General features: G+C 60.9%; 22 protein-coding genes. 10 read left to right on the forward strand and 12 right to left on the reverse strand.

Annotated elements, in window-relative coordinates; genetic code table 11:
- Positions 1-80: 80 nt before the first annotated feature.
- Positions 81-737 carry a histidinol-phosphatase gene (locus ACA046_RS31085; RefSeq protein ID WP_497675561.1) on the forward strand — a complete coding sequence of 219 codons (657 nt, stop codon included), beginning with the start codon at positions 81-83 and terminating at the stop codon, positions 735-737.
- A 112-nt stretch (positions 738-849) separates the two neighbouring features.
- Here ACA046_RS31085 and ACA046_RS31090 read toward each other — a convergent pair whose 3' ends face one another.
- Together ACA046_RS31090 and ilvA are read right to left on the reverse strand one after the other, a co-directional pair.
- The gene (locus ACA046_RS31090) at positions 850-1,263 is read right to left on the reverse strand and encodes a DUF2269 family protein (protein ID WP_497675562.1); all 414 of its coding nucleotides are present in this window, start codon (positions 1,261-1,263) and stop codon (positions 850-852) included.
- Between the two features lie 40 nt (positions 1,264-1,303).
- Entirely contained in the window at positions 1,304-2,818 is a 1,515-nt protein-coding gene (ilvA, locus tag ACA046_RS31095) for a threonine ammonia-lyase, biosynthetic (protein ID WP_497675563.1), read from the reverse strand.
- A gap of 136 nt (positions 2,819-2,954) precedes the next feature.
- Between ilvA and rpiA the strand changes: the two genes are divergently transcribed.
- The gene (gene rpiA, locus ACA046_RS31100) at positions 2,955-3,626 is read left to right on the forward strand and encodes a ribose-5-phosphate isomerase RpiA (protein WP_008438935.1); all 672 of its coding nucleotides are present in this window, start codon (positions 2,955-2,957) and stop codon (positions 3,624-3,626) included.
- A gap of 316 nt (positions 3,627-3,942) precedes the next feature.
- On the forward strand, positions 3,943-5,895 hold the full coding sequence (locus ACA046_RS31105; RefSeq protein ID WP_459024497.1) for an autotransporter domain-containing protein: 1,953 nt from the start codon (positions 3,943-3,945) through the stop codon (positions 5,893-5,895).
- Here the strand turns inward: ACA046_RS31105 and ACA046_RS31110 are convergent, their stop codons facing one another.
- The 4 genes from ACA046_RS31110 to ACA046_RS31125 all read right to left on the reverse strand — a co-directional run bounded on the left by ACA046_RS31110 (position 5,896) and on the right by ACA046_RS31125 (position 10,181).
- Positions 5,896-6,804 (reverse strand): SdiA-regulated domain-containing protein, encoded by a 909-nt coding sequence (locus ACA046_RS31110; protein WP_497675564.1) that lies wholly within the window; start codon positions 6,802-6,804, stop codon positions 5,896-5,898. It abuts the gene before it with no gap.
- A gap of 118 nt (positions 6,805-6,922) precedes the next feature.
- Positions 6,923-7,852, reverse strand: a complete 930-nt coding sequence (locus ACA046_RS31115; protein ID WP_459024499.1) for an SdiA-regulated domain-containing protein — start codon at positions 7,850-7,852, stop codon at positions 6,923-6,925.
- 246 nt (positions 7,853-8,098) lie between these two features.
- A complete protein-coding gene (locus ACA046_RS31120; protein WP_010167806.1) occupies positions 8,099-8,764 on the reverse strand; it encodes a fumarylacetoacetate hydrolase family protein in 666 nt (221 codons plus the stop codon).
- Positions 8,765-8,786: 22 nt separating this feature from the next.
- Positions 8,787-10,181: a D-2-hydroxyglutarate dehydrogenase gene (locus ACA046_RS31125; protein WP_076013036.1), complete on the reverse strand. Its 1,395-nt coding sequence runs from the start codon at positions 10,179-10,181 to the stop codon at positions 8,787-8,789.
- Between the two features lie 204 nt (positions 10,182-10,385).
- On the opposite strand from ACA046_RS31125, the gene serA reads away from it, so the two are divergent.
- Complete coding sequence (serA, locus tag ACA046_RS31130; protein ID WP_076013037.1) at positions 10,386-11,615, forward strand: phosphoglycerate dehydrogenase; 1,230 nt, start codon at positions 10,386-10,388, stop codon at positions 11,613-11,615.
- Positions 11,616-11,755: 140 nt separating this feature from the next.
- On the opposite strand, the gene ACA046_RS31135 is transcribed toward serA, so the two are convergent.
- Entirely contained in the window at positions 11,756-12,196 is a 441-nt protein-coding gene (locus tag ACA046_RS31135; RefSeq protein WP_063026439.1) for a DUF4399 domain-containing protein, read from the reverse strand.
- Between the two features lie 134 nt (positions 12,197-12,330).
- On the opposite strand from ACA046_RS31135, the gene ACA046_RS31140 reads away from it, so the two are divergent.
- Complete coding sequence (locus tag ACA046_RS31140; protein ID WP_497675565.1) at positions 12,331-13,110, forward strand: transporter substrate-binding domain-containing protein; 780 nt, start codon at positions 12,331-12,333, stop codon at positions 13,108-13,110.
- A gap of 111 nt (positions 13,111-13,221) precedes the next feature.
- Here the strand turns inward: ACA046_RS31140 and ACA046_RS31145 are convergent, their stop codons facing one another.
- Both ACA046_RS31145 and ACA046_RS31150 read right to left on the reverse strand, forming a co-directional pair.
- Positions 13,222-13,716: a 2-thiouracil desulfurase family protein gene (locus tag ACA046_RS31145; RefSeq protein ID WP_497677154.1), complete on the reverse strand. Its 495-nt coding sequence runs from the start codon at positions 13,714-13,716 to the stop codon at positions 13,222-13,224.
- Between the two features lie 2 nt (positions 13,717-13,718).
- Positions 13,719-14,351: a 2OG-Fe(II) oxygenase gene (locus tag ACA046_RS31150; RefSeq protein ID WP_076013039.1), complete on the reverse strand. Its 633-nt coding sequence runs from the start codon at positions 14,349-14,351 to the stop codon at positions 13,719-13,721.
- A 131-nt stretch (positions 14,352-14,482) separates the two neighbouring features.
- Between ACA046_RS31150 and ACA046_RS31155 the strand changes: the two genes are divergently transcribed.
- Positions 14,483-15,235 carry a DUF2059 domain-containing protein gene (locus ACA046_RS31155; protein ID WP_063026433.1) on the forward strand — a complete coding sequence of 251 codons (753 nt, stop codon included), beginning with the start codon at positions 14,483-14,485 and terminating at the stop codon, positions 15,233-15,235.
- A 101-nt stretch (positions 15,236-15,336) separates the two neighbouring features.
- Here ACA046_RS31155 and bipL read toward each other — a convergent pair whose 3' ends face one another.
- Positions 15,337-16,275, reverse strand: coding sequence for a phospholipase BipL (bipL, locus tag ACA046_RS31160; RefSeq protein WP_497675566.1), 939 nt, complete (start codon positions 16,273-16,275; stop codon positions 15,337-15,339).
- A gap of 111 nt (positions 16,276-16,386) precedes the next feature.
- Between bipL and ACA046_RS31165 the strand changes: the two genes are divergently transcribed.
- The 4 genes from ACA046_RS31165 (at position 16,387) to ACA046_RS31180 (ending at position 19,106) form a co-directional block, all read left to right on the forward strand.
- On the forward strand, positions 16,387-16,971 hold the full coding sequence (locus ACA046_RS31165) for a DUF6436 domain-containing protein (RefSeq protein ID WP_497675567.1): 585 nt from the start codon (positions 16,387-16,389) through the stop codon (positions 16,969-16,971).
- 145 nt (positions 16,972-17,116) lie between these two features.
- On the forward strand, positions 17,117-17,473 hold the full coding sequence (locus ACA046_RS31170) for an EamA family transporter (protein WP_076013043.1): 357 nt from the start codon (positions 17,117-17,119) through the stop codon (positions 17,471-17,473).
- Positions 17,473-17,886 (forward strand): DMT family transporter, encoded by a 414-nt coding sequence (locus tag ACA046_RS31175; protein WP_167664060.1) that lies wholly within the window; start codon positions 17,473-17,475, stop codon positions 17,884-17,886. The genes ACA046_RS31170 and ACA046_RS31175 overlap by 1 nt, the downstream gene beginning before the upstream one ends.
- The gene (locus ACA046_RS31180; RefSeq protein WP_497675568.1) at positions 17,883-19,106 is read left to right on the forward strand and encodes a DegT/DnrJ/EryC1/StrS family aminotransferase; all 1,224 of its coding nucleotides are present in this window, start codon (positions 17,883-17,885) and stop codon (positions 19,104-19,106) included. Before ACA046_RS31175 ends, ACA046_RS31180 begins: the two co-directional genes overlap by 4 nt.
- On the opposite strand, the gene ACA046_RS31185 is transcribed toward ACA046_RS31180, so the two are convergent.
- Positions 19,096-19,977, reverse strand: coding sequence for a hypothetical protein (locus ACA046_RS31185; protein ID WP_459024512.1), 882 nt, complete (start codon positions 19,975-19,977; stop codon positions 19,096-19,098). The two genes, ACA046_RS31180 and ACA046_RS31185, sit on opposite strands and share 11 nt — an antisense overlap.
- On the reverse strand, positions 19,974-21,059 hold the full coding sequence (locus ACA046_RS31190) for a GNAT family N-acetyltransferase (protein WP_459024514.1): 1,086 nt from the start codon (positions 21,057-21,059) through the stop codon (positions 19,974-19,976). The genes ACA046_RS31185 and ACA046_RS31190 overlap by 4 nt, the downstream gene beginning before the upstream one ends.
- Positions 21,060-21,159: the final 100 nt, after the last annotated feature.

The following is a 21,159-nucleotide window of genomic DNA, read 5'->3' on the forward strand; positions in this document are numbered from 1 at the left end:
GGCTGCTTACCTTATGTGCACTCTTGTGAAAAGACCGTATTCTGGACGCCTTTTTACAGACTTTTCAGCGAGTAACTGCAATGCGCCTGGCTTTATTCGACTTGGACAACACGCTTTTGGGGGGTGACAGCGATCACGCCTGGGGCGATTACCTCTGTGAACGCGGGATTCTCGACGCCGTGGCCTACAAGGCCCGCAACGATGAGTTCTACCAGGACTACCTGGCCGGCAAGCTGGATAACGCCGAGTACCTGAACTTCTGCCTGGAAATCCTCGGCCGCACCGAGATGGCCCAGCTGGATGAGTGGCACCGCGACTACATGCGCGACTGCATCGAGCCGATCATGCTGCCCCAGGCGGTTGAGTTGCTGGCCAAGCACCGGGCGGCGGGCGACAAGTTGGTGATCATCACCGCGACCAACCGTTTTGTGACGGCACCGATTGCCGAGCGGCTGGGGGTTGAAACCCTGATTGCGACGGAATGCGAGATGCAAGATGGCCGTTACACCGGGCGCAGTACGGATATCCCGTGCTTTCGCGAAGGTAAAGTGACGCGCTTGAATCGTTGGCTGGAAGAGACCGGGTACAGCCTGGAGGACAGTTACTTCTATAGCGATTCGATGAATGACCTGCCGTTGCTGGAGCAGGTGACGCATGCGGTGGCGGTGGATCCGGATCCGAATCTGCGGGCTGAGGCTCAGAAGCGTGGTTGGCCGGTGATTACTCTGCGCGGCTGATAAAGCTTTCGCGAGCAAGCCCGCTCCCACATTTGATCGAGTTCCACCGTTGGAATGCAGTCGAATGTGGGAGCCGGGCTTGCCCGCGATGAAGGCAACGCGGTCTCAAGCCCTAAACGGGTTTAGCACCCATCAACCCGGCAATCGCCACAAACCCCACCAAACTGACCACGGCCAGCGCTACGGTGAAGTTCACACTCCCCGCCCCGCCCAACCGCAGTCGATTAAGCCGCGCCACCAGCCAGAACCAGCTCAGCGCCGCCACGGTGTAGATCACGCTCGAACCCAGAATCCAGGTTTGCCCCAGCGGCCAGCCGATCAAGTGCGCCAGCCACCAGCCGGTGAACGGCATGCTCACCACGCAAATCCCCATCAACAACCACACAAACACCCACGGCCGCTGCACGGTATAGGCAGGCCCTGCGCTGCGTTTGCGCCAGGCCAGCGCCGCCAGCGCGACGCCGCTGAGCAGCAGCAACACCGTGGCCGCGATGTGGATAACTTTAAGGGTGGTCAGCGTTTCCATGTTCTCGATTCCTTGAAGGCCGCTCAGTCAGCGTAGTCGCTCAACCGAGGAACAGTTGGTAGGCCGGGTTATCACTTTCATCCCAGTACGGGTAGCCAATGGCTTCAAGCGCCGCCGGCACCAGGTGGCGCTCGTCCGCCGGCACTTGCAGGCCCGCCACTACGCGCCCGTCAGCGGCGCCGTGGTTGCGATAGTGGAACATCGAGATGTTCCAGCGCCCGCCCAATTTGTTCAGGAAATTGAACAACGCTCCCGGACGTTCCGGGAATTCGAAGCGGAACACCACCTCGTCGCTGACGTACGCCGCATGGCCACCGACCATATGACGGATGTGCAGCTTGGCCAGTTCGTTTTCCGTCAGGTCCAGCACCGGGAAACCCTGGCTGGTAAGGCTGGCGATCAGCGCGCTGCGCGGGTCATTTTCCGGGTGGGTCTGCACGCCGACAAAAATGTGCGCTTCGCGGCCAGAGTGGTAGCGGTAGTTGAATTCGGTGATCTGGCGCTTGCCCACGGCCTCGCAGAAGGCCTTGAAGCTGCCCGGCTTCTCGGGGATGGTCACGGCGATGATGGCTTCGCGGCCTTCACCCAACTCGGCGCGCTCGGCCACATGGCGCAGGCGGTCGAAGTTGACATTGGCCCCGGAATCGATGGCCACCAGGGTTTGCCCGGTGATGCCACGGGTCTCGACGTACTTCTTGATGCCCGCCACGCCCAGGGCGCCAGCCGGCTCCGTGATGGAGCGGGTGTCGTCGTAGATGTCCTTGATCGCCGCGCAGATTTCATCGGTGCTGACGGTGATCACTTCATCCACGTAATCCTTGCAGATGTCGAAGGTGTGCTGGCCGATCTGCGCCACCGCCACGCCGTCGGCGAAGATGCCCACGGTCGGCAATACCACGCGCTCGCCCGCCGCCATGGCGGCTTGCAGGCAGTTGGAGTCGTCCGGCTCGACGCCGATGATCTTGATTTCAGGCCGCAGGTATTTCACGTACGCCGCGATCCCGGCGATCAGGCCACCACCGCCCACCGGGACGAAAATCGCGTCCAGCGGCCCCGGGTGCTGGCGCAGAATCTCCATCGCCACCGTGCCCTGCCCGGCAATGGTGTGCGGATCATCGTAGGGGTGAATGTAGACGTAGCCTTTTTCGTCGACCAGCTTCAGCGAATACGCCAGCGCTTCCGGGAAAGAATCCCCGTGCAGCACCACTTTGCCGCCACGGGAGCGCACGCCTTCGACCTTGATCTCGGGCGTGGTCTTGGGCATCACGATGGTGGCCTTGACCCCCAGCACCTTGGCCGCCAGGGCCAGGCCCTGGGCGTGGTTGCCCGCTGAAGCGGTGACCACGCCGCGCGCACGCTCTTCGGCGCTCAGTTGGGTCAGCTTGTTGTAGGCACCGCGAATCTTGAACGAGAACACCGGCTGCAAGTCTTCGCGCTTGAGCCAGACCTTGTTACCCAGGCGCTCGGAGAGCTGGCGGGCGGTCTGCAGCGGGGTTTCTACGGCAACGTCGTAAACGCGCGAGGTGAGGATCTTTTTGACGTACTGTTCAAGCATCGGAAAGCATCACTGGGCGGGTTGGGCAGGGCCAAGGAGTCTAACCCAGCGTTCGGCCGGGCGACCACACGAAAACCGAGGTTTTGTTGGGTTATACTCGCGCCCCTCTTTACTCCCCGCCCGTTCCGGAGCCCGCATGACCCAGGATCAACTCAAACAGGCAGTGGCCCAGGCCGCCGTCGATTTAATCCTTCCTAAACTCGACGATAAAAGCATCGTCGGTGTCGGCACCGGCTCCACCGCCAACTGCTTTATCGATGCGCTGGCCCTGCACAAGGGCGCGTTCGACGGCGCGGTCGCCAGCTCCGAAGCCACCGCTGCGCGGCTCAAGGGCCACGGCATTCCGGTGTATGAGCTGAACACCGTCAGCGACCTGGAGTTCTATGTCGACGGCGCCGATGAAAGCGACGCACACCTGAACCTGATCAAGGGCGGCGGCGCAGCCCTGACCCGCGAGAAGATCGTCGCGGCCGTGGCCAAGACCTTTATCTGCATCGCCGACGCCAGCAAACTGGTGCCCGTACTTGGCGCGTTCCCGCTGCCGGTTGAAGTGATCCCGATGGCCCGCAGCCACGTGGCGCGCGAGCTGGTGAAGCTGGGCGGCGACCCGGTGTACCGCGAAGGCGTGCTGACCGACAACGGCAACATCATCATCGACGTGTTCAACATGCAGATCACCAACCCGGTGGAACTGGAGCGCCAGATCAACGCCATCGTCGGCGTCGTCACCAACGGCCTGTTCGCGGCACGCCCGGCTGACGTATTGCTGCTGGGCACCCCGGAAGGCGTGAAAACCCTCAAAGCCTGAACCGCTCCTCCGCTGTAGGAGCGGGCTTGCCCGCGAAAAACCAACAAGCGCCTCGCCCGCTCAGGACGACCCGCGTTACCGGTAACGTTTTTCGCGAGCAAGCGTGCTCCTGCAAGCAGCATTTGCGCTCACCCTCGGCCGAAACCGAGCACCCGCCACGGCATCTCTCGCCGCGCTTCGTATCAAATCTGTTACAAATTACAGCCAGGCGACTCGTGCGTTTAACAATGCGCCAATTCGCCGCCGCCCATGGAATGAGGCGCGCATTGTGCAAAAGGTCTCGGCTCCCGACTCCAATCACTTCAAGGAAGACCCTGTGATAAAGCCTCTAGCCCTCGCTGTCAGCGTTGCCAGTGCCCTGCTGTCCACCAGCGCCCAGTCATACGATTACGGCCAACACGCCAACACCACCCTGGAAACGCTGATCAACGACTATCCCGGTCGCTATCGCGGCACCGCCAATTTCGCCGGGGCCGCCGATTGGATGCAAAGCCAGATGGGCAGCGCCTACAGCATCAGCCGCCAGGATTTTTCCTGGACCGCCAGCGGCACCTCCCGCAGTTCGCAAAACGTGGTGGCCTACGCCGCCGGCACCCAGCCGCAATATGTGGTGATCGGCGCGCACTTCGACACCTACTTTGGTCGCCCTACCTTGCAAGGTCTCGATGACAACGGCTCGGGCGCCAGTGTGCTGACCGAGGTGGCAAAAAACCTGGGCGGGTTGCAGTTGGAGAACGGCCTGCAAATCGTCGGCTTTGGCGCGGAGGAAGAAGGCTTGCGCGGCTCGAAAGCCTTCGTCAACTCATTGAGCGCCAGCCAGAAGGCCAACATGCTGGCGATGATCAACCTCGACAGCCTGATCACCGGCGACATGATGTACGCCCACGCCGGCCAGAACAGCACGGCCAACCCGGCGCTGGCATCGTTGCGCGAGCACACGTTCCAGATCGCCAGGGAGCTGAACATTCCGCTGTTCACCAACCCCGGCCTCGACCCGCAATACCCCAAGGGCACCGGCTGCTGCAGCGACGGCGAACCCTTCGAGCCGCTGAATATCCCGATCCTGTATATCGAAGCAACCAACTGGGAATTGGGCGACCTGGATGGTTATACCCAGACCAACAACCCGGCCATCCCTGGTGGATCGACCTGGCACGACCCTACCGAGGACAACAAGGACGTGCTGACCAACGCCTTCGGCCAGGAACGTATTGATCAGCGCCTGCGGGACTATTCGCGGCTGCTCAGCCGGCTGGTATTGGAGTTGACCAATGCCGACTTGATGGCCTCCACCGCCTCGGGTGGCGCCGTTGCGCGCAACATGCAGGACAACCTGCAACGCCAGCATCAGTCGATGGTGCGCCTGCACGATCGCCGCTGGCTGACCCTGCAGTCGGCTAGCCGCGAGGTCGGCAGCTTCGATGGCGAAATCGGCGTAGACGGCGAATACAACCCCGACAGTGGTTTCGACGCCGCTCCCAACCCAGAGGCGCGGAGTCTCGGCCTGCATGCCCTGGGCGACTACCAGTTGAGTTCCAGCCTGAACCTCGGCGCCAGCCTCAGCTACCTCAATGGGCGCGACAAGCTTGAGCATCGCGGCAAACTGCAAAGCGACACCTGGCAGGCAGCCGCCTACGCACTGTTAAATGACGGCGGCCCGAGCTGGCTGGCCGGCGACTTGAGCGTGGGCCACAGTCGCTTTGACTCCCGGCGCAATTTGCTGATCCAGGCCAGCGGTGGGCCGGTATTGCTCAATCAGCACCTGACCGGGAAAACCGATGCGTTGGCATTGGGCGCGCGGGTGCTGGGTGGTTATGACTTCGACTTCGGCGCGATCAAGAGCGGGCCCTTTGCCGGGCTGGACTACACCCATTACCGCATCGATAAATTCCATGAAAAGCAGGACCTGCGTACCGCCCTTGAGTACGAAGAACAGTCGTTCGACTCACTTGAAGCCAGCCTCGGCTGGCGTGTACGCGGTGCTGTCGCCTTGCCTTATGGCCTGAGCCTGATGCCTTACGCCGACATCGCCTGGGTCAAGGAACTGGCCGACGGCCGCCTGGACGACCTTGACCTGACCGCCCGCGCCGATGGCCAGGCACGCACGGCCCGGCTGGGGTCAGTAGATAAAAGTTTCGGCCGCGCCCAGGTCGGCAGCCAACTGGCAATCACTCCGCAGTTAGGCGTGTATGCCGAAGTGAACGGCCGATTGGGCCATGCCGAGGGTAGCCAGACCGGCTATTCGCTGGGCGTGCAGTGGATGTTCTGATCAGGGCTTCTTGAACACATAAAAGAGGTTCGGCTCACTGACCATGTACAACGTGCCGTCGTTGTCCATGGCAATCCCCTCGGCCTGAGGCACTCGCTGCTTCAGGCCATGGCGCCCCTTGAGCAGCGACAAACTGCTCAGGGGACGACCGTCGATATCCAGTTCCAGCACCAGGAATGACTCATCCGACAGCGCCAGCAAATGGCCGCTGCGCTCGTCGTATTGCAGGCTCGACAGGTCGCGCACAAACAACCCGGCATCGCGCTTGGGGTTGTTGATCACGTGCACCGAGTAGGTTTTTTCCGGTTTGAAATGGGGAAAGCCGTGCACCTCGTAGATCAGCATCGGGTCACGTTCCTTGGCCACAAACAGGCGCTTGCCCACCGAGTCATAGGCCAGGCCTTCGAAGCCATTATTGCCACCCAGGTGCACGCCGAGGGTCATTTGCTCGGCGTCGGCGGCATCGAGGAATTGGGTGTCGTCATCCACATGGACCTTGATCAGCCGCTGCTGGCGCTCGTCGCTGATGACGTAGGTGTTATCGCTGATGTACTCCACCGCCTCGGCATCACCAAACCCCACCAGCGCAATGCGCCGCAGGATTTTGCCCTCCAGGGACAGCTCCACCAGCTCGGCATTCTTGTTGGTCACGGTAAACAGGCTGTTGCGCACCGGATCAAAGGTCAGGGCCGAGACATCATCGTTGAGGCCGTCGATCACCTGCGCTTCCAGGCTGACCCGGTAATCCCCCAGGCCAATCGAATGCTCCCCGGCAGGATTGCGCCAGGATTGCCAGTTGAACCAGGCACGCTCGAACAGACGCAATTGCTGGGCAACCACACCGCAAGCCACCAGGGCGATCAGGATCAGGATGAAAAAAGCAGGTTTGGGACGGGCAAGTCGACGCATCGGGGCGGGGCTCAAAGTGAAAACTGGCGAATGAATATCACGGTCGCCTGAATTTAAACTTAAACGCCCCGGGTGTCTGGCAGATGCCGCAAATAGCGAAAAATCTGACGTAATCGAACTATTGCGCCTGTTTCTCGAAACGGTAGAACAGGTTCGGCTCGCTGACCATGTACAGCGTGCCGTTCTCGTCCATGGTTACGCCTTCGGCACGGGGAATGGTGTTCTTCAAGCCATTGAAGCCACCGAGCAAAGTCATGAAGCTGACTTGCTCGCCCTTTTCGTCGAGTTCCAGCAGCAGATGGGAATCGGCCGACAGCGCCAGCAGATGGCCAGTACGCGGGTCGACGGTCAGTGCCGAGAGGTTGCGCATGTCCAGTTCAGTGCTGGCGAGCTTTTGCTTGTCACCGGTGAGGGTCTGGCTGCCGTCGCTTTTCCAGGTGAACAGCGCCGGCGGGCGTTCTTCGCCGAGGATCAGCTGTTGATTGCGCTTGTCCCAGGTGATCGCTTCGAAGGCTTTGTTCTGGTCCTTCGAGGGGCCGAGGTCATAGGACGGGAAGTCGGCTTTGTTCAATTGCTGGGTCTGCGGGTCAACCTTGATGATGGTCAGGCTGTGCTGACGCTCATCGACCACAGCCATCAGGCCGTTTTCCATCATGGTCAAGCCTTCCGGGTTGTTCCAGCCGTTGAGCGGCATCTTGCGCAGCACGTCGCCTTGCAGGGTCAGCTCAACCAGGAACGGGTTCTTGCCCATGACCGAGAACAGGGTCTTGGTCAGCGGGTTATAGGCCAGGTCCGAGGCTTCGTCCTTCTCCATGCCGGGCAGCAGCTTGGCGTCGATCACCGCGTGGTAGTCCGGGAGCCAGACGCTTTCCAAGCGCTCGGTCGGGGTTTCGAAGCCCTCCGCCACCCACAACACGCCGCGATCGTCCCAATGCATGGCCCAGGCCACGCCATAAATGATCGCGCCGGCCAGGAACAGCCAGGAATACCAGCGCATGGCAAGGCGTGAACGCAGCGTGGGTTTTACGGAGGGAAGAGGCACGGCCATTACGCTTTCCAGAAAGTCAGCTTTAGGGGATAGCACAGGATCACAAGGTCCGCGCGCAGGAGGCTGAGGATTATCCGGATGGGGTGTGAAAAAAATGCAAAAACCCGATTTTGCAGCCATACACCGATCAAATGTGGGAGCGGGCTTGCTCGCGAATGCGCAGTGTCAGTCACTGAATCTGCCACTGATACACCGCTTTCGCGAGCAAGCCCGCTCCCACATTTTTATCCGCGTGTCGCCAGGTATTTAGCGAACGCTGCTTTCGAACCGGCTCACACCCGGCAATTCCAGCACCAGCTCATCGCCCACGTTCAGCGGGCCCACGCCTGCCGGCGTACCGGTGAGGATCACATCCCCGGCCTGCAGCGAGAAGCAACCGGCCATGTACTGGATCATCGGGATGATCGGGTTGAGCATGATCGCGCTGTTGCCGTCCTGGCGCACTTCGCCATTGATGGTCAGGCGAATGCCGATGTCAGTCACATCCGGGAAGGTACTGCCGACCACGAACGGTGCAATCACTGCCGCGCCATCAAACGACTTGGCGATTTCCCACGGCAGGCCCTTGGCTTTCAGCTCGGCCTGTTTGTCCCGCAGGGTCAGGTCCAGGGCCGGGGCGAAGCCGGAGATGGCGTCCAGCACTTCCTCGCGGCTCGGCTTGGTCGACAGCGGCTTGCCGATCAACACCGCGATTTCCGCTTCGTAGTGCACCGAACCGCGCTCGGTAGGAATGGCGAAACCGCCTTCCAACGCCACCACGCAGCTGCCTGGCTTGATAAACAGCAGCGGCTCGGTGGGTACCGGGTTATCCAGTTCCTTGGCGTGTTCGGCGTAGTTACGCCCGATGCACACCACTTTCCCTAGCGGAAAGTGAATATTGGTGCCGTCGACATATTTGTGCTGGTAGCTCATGGACCGACTCCTTCAGGGACTGTTAAACAGCGAAAATCTTGCCCGGGTTCATGATCCCGTTCGGGTCGAACACCGCTTTCACTGCTTTCATGTATTCGATTTCAACCGGCGAGCGGCTGTAGGTCAGGTAGTCGCGCTTGGTCATGCCCACGCCGTGTTCGGCGGAGATCGAGCCGTTGTACTTCTGTACGGTCTCGAACACCCACTTGTTCACGGTGGCGCACTTGGCGAAGAACTCGTCCTTGCTCAGGTTTTCCGGCTTGAGGATGTTCAGGTGCAGGTTGCCGTCGCCGATGTGGCCGAACCAGACGATTTCGAAGTCGGGGTAGTGTTCGCCGACGATCGCGTCGATTTCCTTCAGGAAGGCCGGCACTTTCGACACAGTCACCGAAATGTCGTTCTTGTACGGCGTCCAGTGGGAGATGGTCTCGGAGATGTACTCGCGCAGCTTCCACAGGTTGTGCAGTTGGGTTTCGCTCTGGCTCATCACGCCGTCCAGCACCCAGCCCTGCTCCACGCAGTGTTCGAACGTGGCCAGGGCGTCGTTGGCCACTTCTTCGGTGGTCGCTTCAAATTCCAGCAGCGCGTAGAACGGGCAGTCGGACTCGAACGGCGCCGGCACGTCGCCGCGCGCGAGGACTTTGGCCAGGGCCTTGTCGGAGAAGAACTCGAAGGCGGTCAGGTCCAGCTTGCTCTGGAAGGCGTGCAACACCGGCATGATCGAGTCGAAATCGGTGGTGCCGAGCACCATCGCGGTGAGGTTTTTAGGCGCCCGGTCCAGGCGCATGGTCGCTTCGACCACAAAGCCCAGGGTGCCTTCCGCGCCGATGAACAGCTGGCGCATGTCGTAGCCGGTGGCGTTCTTGATCAGGTCTTTGTTCAGTTCCAGCAGGTCGCCCTTGCCGGTGACGACTTTCATGCCGGCGACCCAGTTACGGGTCATGCCGTAGCGAATGACCTTGATCCCGCCGGCATTGGTGCCGATATTGCCGCCAATCTGGCTGGAACCGGACGAAGCGAAGTCCACCGGGTAGTACAGGCCTTTTTCTTCGGCGACGTTCTGCAATTGCTTGGTGACCACGCCCGGCTGGCACACGGCGGTGCGGTCGGTGAGGTTCACGTCGAGGATCTGGTTCATATAGTCGAACGACACGACCACTTCGCCATTGGCCGCCACCGCAGCAGCCGACAAGCCGGTACGGCCACCGGACGGCACCAGCGCCACCTTGTGTTCATTGGCCCAACGGACGATGGCCTGCACCTGTTCGGTGGTCTTCGGGAAGACGATGGCCACCGGGGCTGGGGCGAAATGCTTGGTCCAGTCCTTGCCGTAAGCCTCAAGGGAGTCAGCATCGGTCAGGACCTTGCCAGGCTCAACCAGGGTCTTCAGCTCATCAATCAGGGCAGGATGGGTCATCGACAGAACTCTCGAACAATTCATGGTCATCCTGAGAACGCTTCACGTCGCAGGAATGGGTGTTTAGCGGGGCACGTATGCTAGCATACCGCCCCCGCAGGATAGTGCCCAAGGGCGTTCTGCGGTGACGGCTTTCCTGCCGTCCGGGTCAGCTTACGCGATCCGATTCCCTGCCATTTTTCTCCGGGATACAGGTTTACGCAGATGAGCAAGACTTCTCTCGATAAGAGCAAGATCAAGTTCCTTCTTCTGGAAGGCGTCCACCCATCGGCCGTCGAAGTTCTGAAGGCTGCTGGGTACTCCAGCATTGAGTACATCACCAGTTCTCTGCCGGAAGCCCAGCTCAAGGAAAAGATCGCCGACGCGCACTTTATCGGCATTCGCTCCCGCACTCAGCTGACCGAAGAGATCTTCGATCACGCCAAGAAGCTTGTCGCTGTAGGTTGTTTCTGCATCGGCACCAACCAGGTCGACCTCAACGCAGCGCGCGAGCGCGGCATCGCGGTGTTCAACGCACCGTACTCCAACACCCGCTCCGTGGCTGAGCTGGTATTGGCCGAGGCCATCCTGCTGTTGCGCGGTATTCCTGAGAAGAACGCCTCCTGCCACCGTGGCGGCTGGATCAAGAGCGCAGCCAACTCCTTCGAAATCCGCGGCAAGAAGCTGGGTATCGTCGGTTACGGCTCGATCGGCACTCAACTGTCGGTTCTGGCCGAAGGCCTGGGCATGCAGGTGTTCTTCTACGACACCCTGACCAAGCTGCCATTGGGCAACGCCACTCAGGTGTCGAGCCTGACCGAGCTGCTGGGCATGTCCGACATCGTGACCCTGCACGTACCGGAAACCGCTGAGACCCAGTGGATGATCGGCGAGAAGGAAATCCGTGCCATCAAGAAGGGCGGGATCCTGATCAACGCCGCACGTGGCACTGTTGTTGAGCTGGACGCCCTGGCCGACGCGATCAAGGACAAGCACCTGATCGGCGCCGCCATCGACGTGTTCCCGGTAGAGCCGCGCTCTAACGACGACATCTTCGAAAGCCCGCTGCGCGGCCTGGACAACGTGATCCTGACCCCGCACATCGGCGGCTCCACCGCTGAAGCCCAAGCCAACATCGGCCTGGAAGTGTCGGAGAAACTGGTCAAGTACAGCGACAACGGTACGTCGGTGTCCTCGGTCAACTTCCCGGAAGTGGCCCTGCCGGCTCACCCTGGCAAGCACCGTTTGCTGCACATCCACCAGAACATCCCTGGCGTGATGATGGAGATCAACAAGGTCTTCGCGGAAAACGGTATCAACATTTCCGGTCAGTTCCTGCAGACCAACGAGAAAGTCGGCTACGTGGTTATCGACGTAGACGCCGAATACTCGGACCTGGCGCAAGAGAAGCTGCAACACATCAAAGGCACTATCCGTAGCCGCGTGTTGTTTTAATCCTGTAGGAGCGGGCTTGCCCGCGAAAAACGTTAACGAAAACGCGTGCATCCTGGATGCACGCAGTGCCCTCAGGTTTTTCGCGAGCAAGCTCGCTCCTACAAATAAAAAACGGGAGCCCCGCAAGGGGCTCCCGTTTTTTATTTCACGTTAACCGTGATGACTTTTGACGCTACAGTCGGGTTGAACTGCATATGCAGCTTGTCGCCGGCTACCAGTTGGAGCGTGTGCTTGCCTGGTGTGAGGGTCAGCTCGGTTTCGGTCTGGGCCTTGCCGTAGTGGATCACGGTGTCGGTGGCCGGGATTGGCACGCTGGCGTCAGGCAGGGCTTTCTGGTCGATCAACAGGTGGTGGTGGCCGGTGCCCGGGTCCTGGCTGGTGGCCGGGGCCAGTTTCAGGCCTTCCATGCCGAATTTCACGGTGAAGGTTTTATCGACAGTGGCGCCGTCTTTTGGCGACACGATGAACACTTTGGCACCTTCTGGTGGAGCGCTGCGCGGGATGCCATCAGCAGCGGTCGCCAACATCGAAGCACCCAGCAGCAGGCTGGCCAGGGTTGCACGGGTCAAAAAGGCTTTCATTCACTTCTCCAGTTTTTCGGTGAAATCTGTAGGGTTATGACAACTTCGCGACAAATTGCTGTCCAAGGCACTCAACACCATAGCAAAGCGAGCCGGAACAGCGCCTCGCTCATTCGAATTCTTTAGGAGAGACCATGCGCTTCCTGCCTGGCCTGTTACTTTTACTTCCCCTTGTGAGCCCCTTGGCCCACGCCGAACTGATCGACGATGTGTTTGACCGTGGGGAATTGCGCATCGCCCTGGAAGCCAACACCCCGCCCTTCAACTTCAAGGAAGGCGACAAACTCACCGGCTTTGAAGTGGAGCTAGGTGAGTTACTGGCCAAGGAAATGGACGTACGCCCCTCCTTTATCACCGTCGATGCCGCCGAGTTGCTGGCGGGCGTGGAAAGCGCCAAGTACGACGTGGCCATCAACCATATCGCTATGACTCCTGAACTGGCGGATCGTTTCGACTTCAGCGAGCCCTACAGTTACTCCAGTGCACAGCTGATCGTGCGCAAGCAGGAACAACGCCCACTGGGCAGCTTCGCGGCGCTCAAGGGCAAAGCGCTGGGCGTGGCCCAGGGCAGCCAGTTTGTGGAGCAGGCGCGCACCGCCGAGGGCGTTGATTTGCGCAGCTATGCCGATGCCAAGCAGCCGATCAAGGACGTCGCTGACCAACAGATCGATGCCGCCATCAGTGACCGGTTGCTGGTTCCCTACGCAATTCGCGACAGCCAGTTGCCGGTGAAGGAAGGCGCAGACGTCGGCCCTACGCTGAGTTTGGCGATTCCGTTCCAGAAAGGTAACCCGGCGTTCAAGGCCAGCCTGGACAAGGCCCTGCAGCGAGTAAAGGCCGATGGCCGGCTGACGGCGTTGTCGGAGAAGTGGTTCGGAATGGATGCGAGCAAGCCGGTCAAAAAGGCCGAATAAACGACTCGGTCAATGGGGGAGCGGGCTTGCTCGCGAATGCGGTGGGTCAGCTTGAGCATCGGGTGACTGACACTCCGCTTTCGCGAGCAAGCCCGCTCCCACATTTTTGTTCTATGTCGGGCTTGAGAATTTTGCCAGTGCTAATGCCGCTTCGGGCAACTCCAGCTCACTGAACACCAACACCCCATGGCGCTTGAGCAATGCCGCCGTCACGCCTTCGCCCGTGACCTTCACGCCGGTGAAGGTGCCGTCATAGGTCAGCAGATTGCCGCAAGACGGGCTGTTGGCCTTGAGCACGGCGACCCGGATGTTGTGACGCTGCACCAAGGCCAACGCTTGGCGGGCACCCTCGAGGAAAGCTTCGCTGAAGTCTTCGCCTTGGGCCGTCAGCACTTGTGCGCGGCCTTCCCACACATCAATCCCCTGCCCGCCCGGGATCTCGGCTGACGGCCGTGGCGTCGGCAAACCTCCCGCAACCTCGGGGCACACGGCAACCACCCGGCCTTCGGCCTGCCATGCGGCGAGTTGGTCGAAAGGCCCGCTGGCCCCTCCGTCGTAGCGTACCCGGTGCCCCAGCAGGCAGCGGCTGACCAGAATCTTTTGCATCATCAGAACGGCTCGTTACCCCGCCGGCGAAACCAGCCGGTAAGGGACAGGCGTTCGCGGGTGGCGGGCATGACTTCATGGGGGATCTCCCCCGACAGGAACACCACCAGGCAACCGCCGATGGGCACCACATCGTATTCAACGTCGCCCTTGAGGTACATGCGCAACTGGCCACCATGCTCCGGCAGCCAGGCGTTGTTCAAGTAGATCACTGCCGACACCATGCGCCGGTCGTCATCGCGAAAACGGTCTACATGCTTGAGGTAAAACGCCCCCGGCGGGTACATCGCGAAGTGGCTTTCGAAGTCTTCCAGGCCCAGGAACAGGCCCCGGTTCATCGCCACCCGCAGGCTGTCCATCAGTTCGAGGTAGGTGTCGCAGGCGACAACTTCACCCGGCTCCAGCCACTGGATATGGTCACCCCGAATGCCCTCGCGAATCTCCTGGGACGGCCCGCGCCCGACGGCTGCCGGCGCCAATTCACCCTCGGCGGCGCGTTTATGGCACTCAGCCGCCAGTTCGAGGGTCAGAGCCTCGGGCAGGAAGATATTCTGCTGCGACCAGCCTTGTGCGGCCAGGTCATCGACAATGCGTAACAGCAGCGGGTGATCGGAGGGTATGGGCATGGCGCGCATAGTATCCATACGCCTGTGAATCCGACAGAGCCGCCGAGCGTCTGAATACACTTTAGTCAGGTGACCGATAGGATTTCTCGACAAATCCTACGCCCGACACGGACAATAGTGGCCGACTGACAGGAGTCCCTATGCGTCGTTTGTTTTTTTCCTTGCTGATGCTCTGCGTTTTGCCCGCCTGGGCAGACAGCCATGACCAGTTGTACAAGGTCGCCGGCTGGGCAGACCAGCGCGCGCATTTTAATGACGCCCTCAGTGCCGCCCAGCAACGCTACCGCAACAGCTTGCCGCCGGCGGTGTATCAAGCGCTGGTGGACAACAGCAATAAACGCTTTGCGCCCCAGTCGGTAGACCAGCGCGCTGAGGCACAACTGCGCAAGAACCTGGCGGACCCGAAGCCGGCGTTGGCCTTTTTCCAATCGCCCCTTGGCCGCAAGATTGTCGCCGCCGAGTTGCTGGCCACGCGCCGGGATCAACTGGCGAAGAATGCCCAGGGCTTGCCGCATATGGAGGCCGACGCCACCCGCAGCCTGATCATCGGCCACCTGGCCCAGGCGCTGCCTGCGCGGGAAGCCGGGGCTGAAGTCAGCCTGGCGATTGCCGGTGTGGCGGCCGACAGCTTGAGCCAGATGATCCCCGGCCTGTTGGGCGGCGGTCAGGCGCAAGGCATGTTGAACGGCCAGCGTGAGCGCTTGATGCAGCAGATTGGCAATGATTTGAACAACACGTTGCTGTACGTCTACCGGGATCTGTCTGACCCGGAACTGGAGGAGTTCGCCACCTTCGCGGAGTCGCCAGATGGCAAGGCGTACTATAAGGCGGCATTGGCGGCGATTCGCGCCGGCCTGGCGGTCGGGCAGAGCACCTCAAGCCTGGCGCCGTGATCAGCCTGTAGGAGCAAGCTTGCTCGCGATGGTCGTCAACGATTACGCGGGGAACCTGACACTCAGCGGTGCTCTCTGGTTTTTCGCGAGCAAGCTCGCTCCTACAAGTGATCACTTAGAAACTTGAAGTACACCTGCCGAATCTCCGGAATCTCATTCGCCAAATGATGCCTGCCACGCGGCAGCATCAAGATCTCCGGCTGGTCGAACTTGCCGCGCAGCACCTTCAGGTTGTGCTGCCAGTCCACCGTCATGTCTTCCTCGCCCTGCACGATCACCGGCCGCCGCGTACTGCGTGGCGCGGCTTCAATGCGTTTGATCCAGCGCGCCAAGGCGCCCACCCACGCGGTCGGCAGTTGCCGGGGCTGCAACGGGTCGGCCTCCAGGAACGGCCTGAACTGCGGGTCGTTGGTGTTATCGCTGAAACGCCGGGCGATACCTTTGACGAACGGCCGTAACAGGTAATAGCTGAGCTGCGACCAACCCCAGGCACGGGGGCGCACCAGCGGTGACAGCAAAAAGGTCTTGCCTTGGGCCGGGCTGTCGACGCCATGGTTAAGCAGGTGATCCACCACAATCGCGCCGCCGGTGCTTTGCCCGAACAGGTGCCACGGCTGCGGCAATTGCAACGCCCTGGCCTGTTCAAACAACGCCTGCACCACGTTCTGGTACACCGCAAAGTCATCGATGCTGGCCCGCGCGCCGCTGGACAAACCATGGCCCGGCAAGTCGCAGGCGATCACCACAAAGCCCTGGTCCAGCGCCCAATCCACGGCATTGCGGTACAAACCCATGTGGTCGTAGAAGCCATGGAACAGGAACATCGTCGCCACCGGAACGGGCGGCCACCACACCTGGCAGACCACCTCGAACCCATCCACCGCAACCCGCCCCAGGCGGCTCACTGCGGGCACCTTGCGGGAGGGCAGGTCCAGGCCATAGAAGCGCTGGTAGACCCGGGCCTCGGCAGAAAGCGGCTGCGCGTCCACCAGGGACCGCAAGCTTTCGCGTAGATGATCAGGGTCAAACGTAACGGGCATAAGAACTTCCAGACTGTGGCTTCAACGCATTGAACAGATGAATATCGAGCCGCGATATTCATCTGTCAGGGCAAGCATGGCAAGCTACGCGTCCTCCGAGGATCGATCCAAATGCGACAGCCCTACCGCACCACCCTCTTCGCCAGCCTGATCGTGATCATTTGCGCCGGGGTGTTATGGGCGGCGTATGACTGGTTTCAGGGGCGCTACCTGCGGGCGTTCAGTGAGCATACGGCGGTGTTTTCCGGTGACAGCCTGAGCCTGCCGGCCGAGCTTGCCGGTCCGGGCCCGATCCGCCTGGTGCACTTCTGGGACCCGGCCTGCCCGTGCAATGTCGGCAATCAACAGCACCTAAGCGAGCTGATCGAGCAGTACGCGCCCCAAGGCGTAGAGTTCTATTCCCTGCAGAAAGCCGGCAGCCACGGCCAACTGCCCGCGACCCTCGGCGCGATGAAGGCCCTCAAGGCCGTGCCAGGCGCCCAACACCTGCCTGCCAGCCCCGCCGTAGGCATCTGGGACCGCAGCGGCAAGCTGGCCTACTTCGGGCCCTACAGCGAAGGGCTGACGTGTAACTCAAGCAACAGCTTTATCGAACCCATCCTGCAAGCCCTCGGAGTCGGGCGCGAGGTCAATGCGACCCACACCCTGGCGGTAGGCTGTTACTGCGAGTGGAGCGCGGCCGCCCCTCCACCCTGAGGCGACACGCCAAGCTGAACAGACGCTGTTCATTCGGCAAACTCAAATAACTGTATCGGCATGCTCCTGTATCGTGAGCAGCTAGTGGGGCGGACGGCGTTTGAGTCGTCGGTGCCAGGCGCACAAGCAGACGACACGGGAACACATGAGCCAATTAACCATCATCCTCTGGATACTCAACGTCATCGTTGATACGTCCGGCCAGTTGGCGTTTAAAGCCGCTGCCTCAGCCAGCGCCGAGCATGACGGCATGGCCCACTGGCGCCATATGCTCAAGCGTCCGTGGATCTGGCTGGGCATCATCTGCTATGTCTTCGAATTCGTGCTGTGGCTGGCCTTCCTGACGCTGGTGCCGTTGTCGGTCGGGGTGATGCTGGGCTCCATCAATATTGTCGTGATCATGATTGCCGGGCGTTTCCTGTTCAAGGAAAGCCTGACCAAATGGCGGTTGATCGGCATCATGCTGATCGCCTGTGGCGTGACCGTCGTGGGGTTTGAGTAATGAAACGGTTTTATATCCTGGGTTTTCTGTCGCTGATCGTTTTCGATACCTTGGCGCAAGTCAGCTTTAAGTTCGCCTCGATTCACGCCGAGCCACTGACGATGGACGCCGCGTGGCTGATACGCGTGTTCGGTGCGCCGTGGATCTACGGTGCATTTGTTGGCTACATCGGCGCGTTTTTTACCTGGATGACGTTGTTGAAATACGCGCCGGTCGGCCCGGCGTTTGCGGCGTCACACCTGGAGCTGATCAGTGTGACGCTGATCTCCGTCTGGCTGTTCAACGACACCCTGACCCTGCCTAAAATCGTCGGTGGCGCGCTGATTATCGCGGGCATCCTGTGCCTGGCGCGCAGCGAAGAAAAAGAGAGCAAGACCGTCGAGGCCGAGCCCTCGCAGACGCTGGCGTCATGACCCGCGTTGCCGGCCGGGAGACTCCGCCAACAGCGGGCCTTCCCCTGCGCTGGCGGGATTTGTTCAACCTCTCGGGCGACCTGGCCCGCTCGCTGGCCCAGCAACTCGATATCCCGCTGCCGGCCCTGCCCTGTTCCGGCACTGCCGCCCTGATCATGGCGCTGCGGGTGTTGCAGCAACGTAGTCCTGGGCGCACCGAGCTTATCGTGCCGGCTTACACCTGCCCGCTGGTGGCCCTGGCTGCCCACCACTGCCCGCCTCTACGGGTGGTGCCGTGCGATTTACAGCCCGGCAGCATCGACTTGGACGAGCAACAGCTGGCGCAGCTGTGCAACGAAAACACCTTGGCGATCGTCGTCACCCACCTGGCCGGGCGTGTGGCGGATGTGGATGCCGCCAAGCGCATTGCCGAGCCGCTTGGCGTGGCGATCATCGAAGATGCCGCCCAAGCCATGGGCGCGCTGGATGACGGAAAAAGCGTCGGGCTCAAAGGCGACATCGGCTTTTTCAGCATGGCGCTGGGCAAAGGCCTGACGACGGCCGAAGGCGGCGTGTTATTCAGCCGGGACCCGGCGCTGCATCAGGCATTGCACCAGCAATGCCGGCAGGACTTGCCGTTCAGCCTGCGCTGGGAAGTGCAACGCAGCGCCGAGCTGTGGGGCTATGCCGCGGCGTATCAGCCTCGCGGGCTCAAGTACGTGTACGGCAAGCCGTTGCGGGCGGCGCTGGCGCGGGGCGATGAAGTGGCGGCGGTCGGCGACGACTTTTCCGTCAACGATATCCCGTTGCACCGTCTGGGCGGCTATCGCCAAAAAGTAGGTGCTGCAGCGCTGACACGCTTGCCCGAACATTTGCAGCAAGGGCGCCTGCGGGCGTTGCGCCGCGTGGCGTTGCTCAACAGCTTGCCCGGCGTCTCGGTGTTGACCGACGGCCCGGGCCAGCAAGGCACCTGGCCGTTCCTGATGGTGGTGATGCCCAGCGCACAAACCCGCGATACCGCCATGGCGCAGCTGTGGACATCGGGCCTGGGCGTCACCCGCCTGTTCATCCACGTCTTGCCGGGCTACCCGGCACTCACCCCGCTCTTGCAGCAAGGCGTCGCGACCCCGCGTGCGCAATGCTTCGCCGCCCAAACCCTGTCGATCAGCAACAGCCACTGGCTGACGGACGAACTGTTCGAGCAAGTGCTGGATCATCTACGGCGAATTCTTAAACGCTAGCCCAGCTCTGATCGATGCGGGTCAACAAGCGTGCATTCAACTCATTCTGCTGCTGTTGCCAGATGACCACCTGGTTCTCCGGCAACGCTTCCTGGCCATCCGATGCGCTCAGCCAACGCTTGAACTTGCTCTGGTAGTGATAAGCCGAGACGTCGCCGGTGATGTCCGCGCCAATGATGCTGCCGTGGCATGCATCGATCAGCTGATTCAAATGCGTCTCCAGAAACTCGCCCTGGTCCCAGTTGGTATTCACCACCTGCGGGCTCAGCACGTCTTTGTCGATGGAGAGATACACCGGCAACGACCGGTCGAGCTGCGCCAGGAACGCGCTCATCAGCTCGTCCGCGTTGGCGAATGCACGATTGCTGCGGCCTGCGCCGATCCACTTCAACCAGCGGGTATCGACGTTGGTGTTCCAGTAGGTCAGCTTGTGTTTCACCAACGGCGACCAGTGATTCTCCCAGGCGTGCTTGAGGGAAATGTCCGGCGAGCCAATGCCCAGCACATGCACATGCTCGACCTGCGGCAAACGGCTGGCCCAGTAGACCCAGGACCCACAATGGATACCAAACGGATAGCGCATGTTGTCCGGGTGGTTATCGCAGATGATCAGTTGGATTCTTTGCTGGGTGGGGAGGCGGTTCAACAGCAACTGGCTGAGATGGTGGTAGTCACCGCTGCCGGTGAACACACAGCCGTAGTCACTGGGCATCTGTGTTTGCAGCGCACGTTCCAGTTCCTTGAACTGCGCCCAGCGGCAACCGAACCGGATCGTCTCCTGCCAGGCTTGCAGCGGCAGGGTAATGGCGCCGGGAATGTTATTCACGGCCCCGTCAAAATCGAGGATCAATGCGGGACGGGCCTGGCTCATGCGGTTTGCTCCTGCTGCCACTGCATATCGCTTTCAAAATGGTGCCGGAAACGGTTCAACACTTTGCGCAGCAGCGGGTTCCTCACCCAGACCAGATGGCGGGTAAACGTGAACTTGGCGCCGAGGCTGGACTTGACCTGTGGGTCGGTCCAACCCGCGACATAAAACTGCAGGCCCTTTTCCAGGGCGAACTCCAGGTTCACAAACCAACTGACGAAGTACAGGTTGTGCTCCAGTGCCAGCGGGTAGTTCAGGCCGATGTACTTGTCGAGCAACTTGCCGTCTTGCTGATAGCACAGGTTATAGCCAACCAGCTCGTCCTCGTCCCAGTAACAGAACACATGCCCGCCGCTGTCGGCATCAGTGAGCAACTGGATGAAGAAGTCGGGCGTGAGCAAGTCGAAGTGGATTTCGCTCTGTTCGTACACCGCCTTGTACAGCCGATACAGTTCCTGCTGCCATTGCTCATCGCTGAAGCGGGCATCGCCGGTGTCCAGGATCTCAATGCGCAGCTCATCACGGCTGCGTAGCTTGCGGCGGATATTGCGGCGACGGCTGTGGGACAACCGCGACAGGTACTCGTCCGTCGAGCTGAAGTCGATCGGCACATAGGCCAGCGCCTGGCCCTCCACACTGATAAAGCCACGCTGGGTGCAGGCCTCGATCAACGCGAGTGCGTAGCGATTGTCCTCGACGCTGAGCAGCGGAGAATCCAGCGGCACATCTTTGACGACGGTGAGTTTGCGTTGCGGCGCACATTCCTGTTGCAGCCATTGCGCCATCTCCTGTGGCGGTACGCTCAGCGGAAACGGCGAATACTCGCTGACCGTGGTGCCGACAAAACAGGTGTCGACTTGCAGCCACGACTGCCACAGACGGTATCCCGGCCAACTGCGCAGGCGGGCACGCAGCTCATCGTCGGCGGTGGTTTGCAGGTCGAACCGGGTGAAAAAGTACGGCAGTCCCTGTGCTGACAGCCGGGCGTTGAAGCCCACCGGCGGGTATCGCAAAAAGTGGCTGATCAGCGATGGCGTTTCCATGCAGCAGGCATAAGGCACCTGTGCACGGCTGGGATCTGTCATAAATTGCATTCCGAAAGTGATAGCAAAGGCGCGCCCGGATGACGGGGTGAATCATCGCGCCGCTGGTTTCATGTAACAGAGTAAACATAATACTCCGCCC

It is taken from the genome of Pseudomonas sp. LBUM1641 (assembly GCF_059716235.1).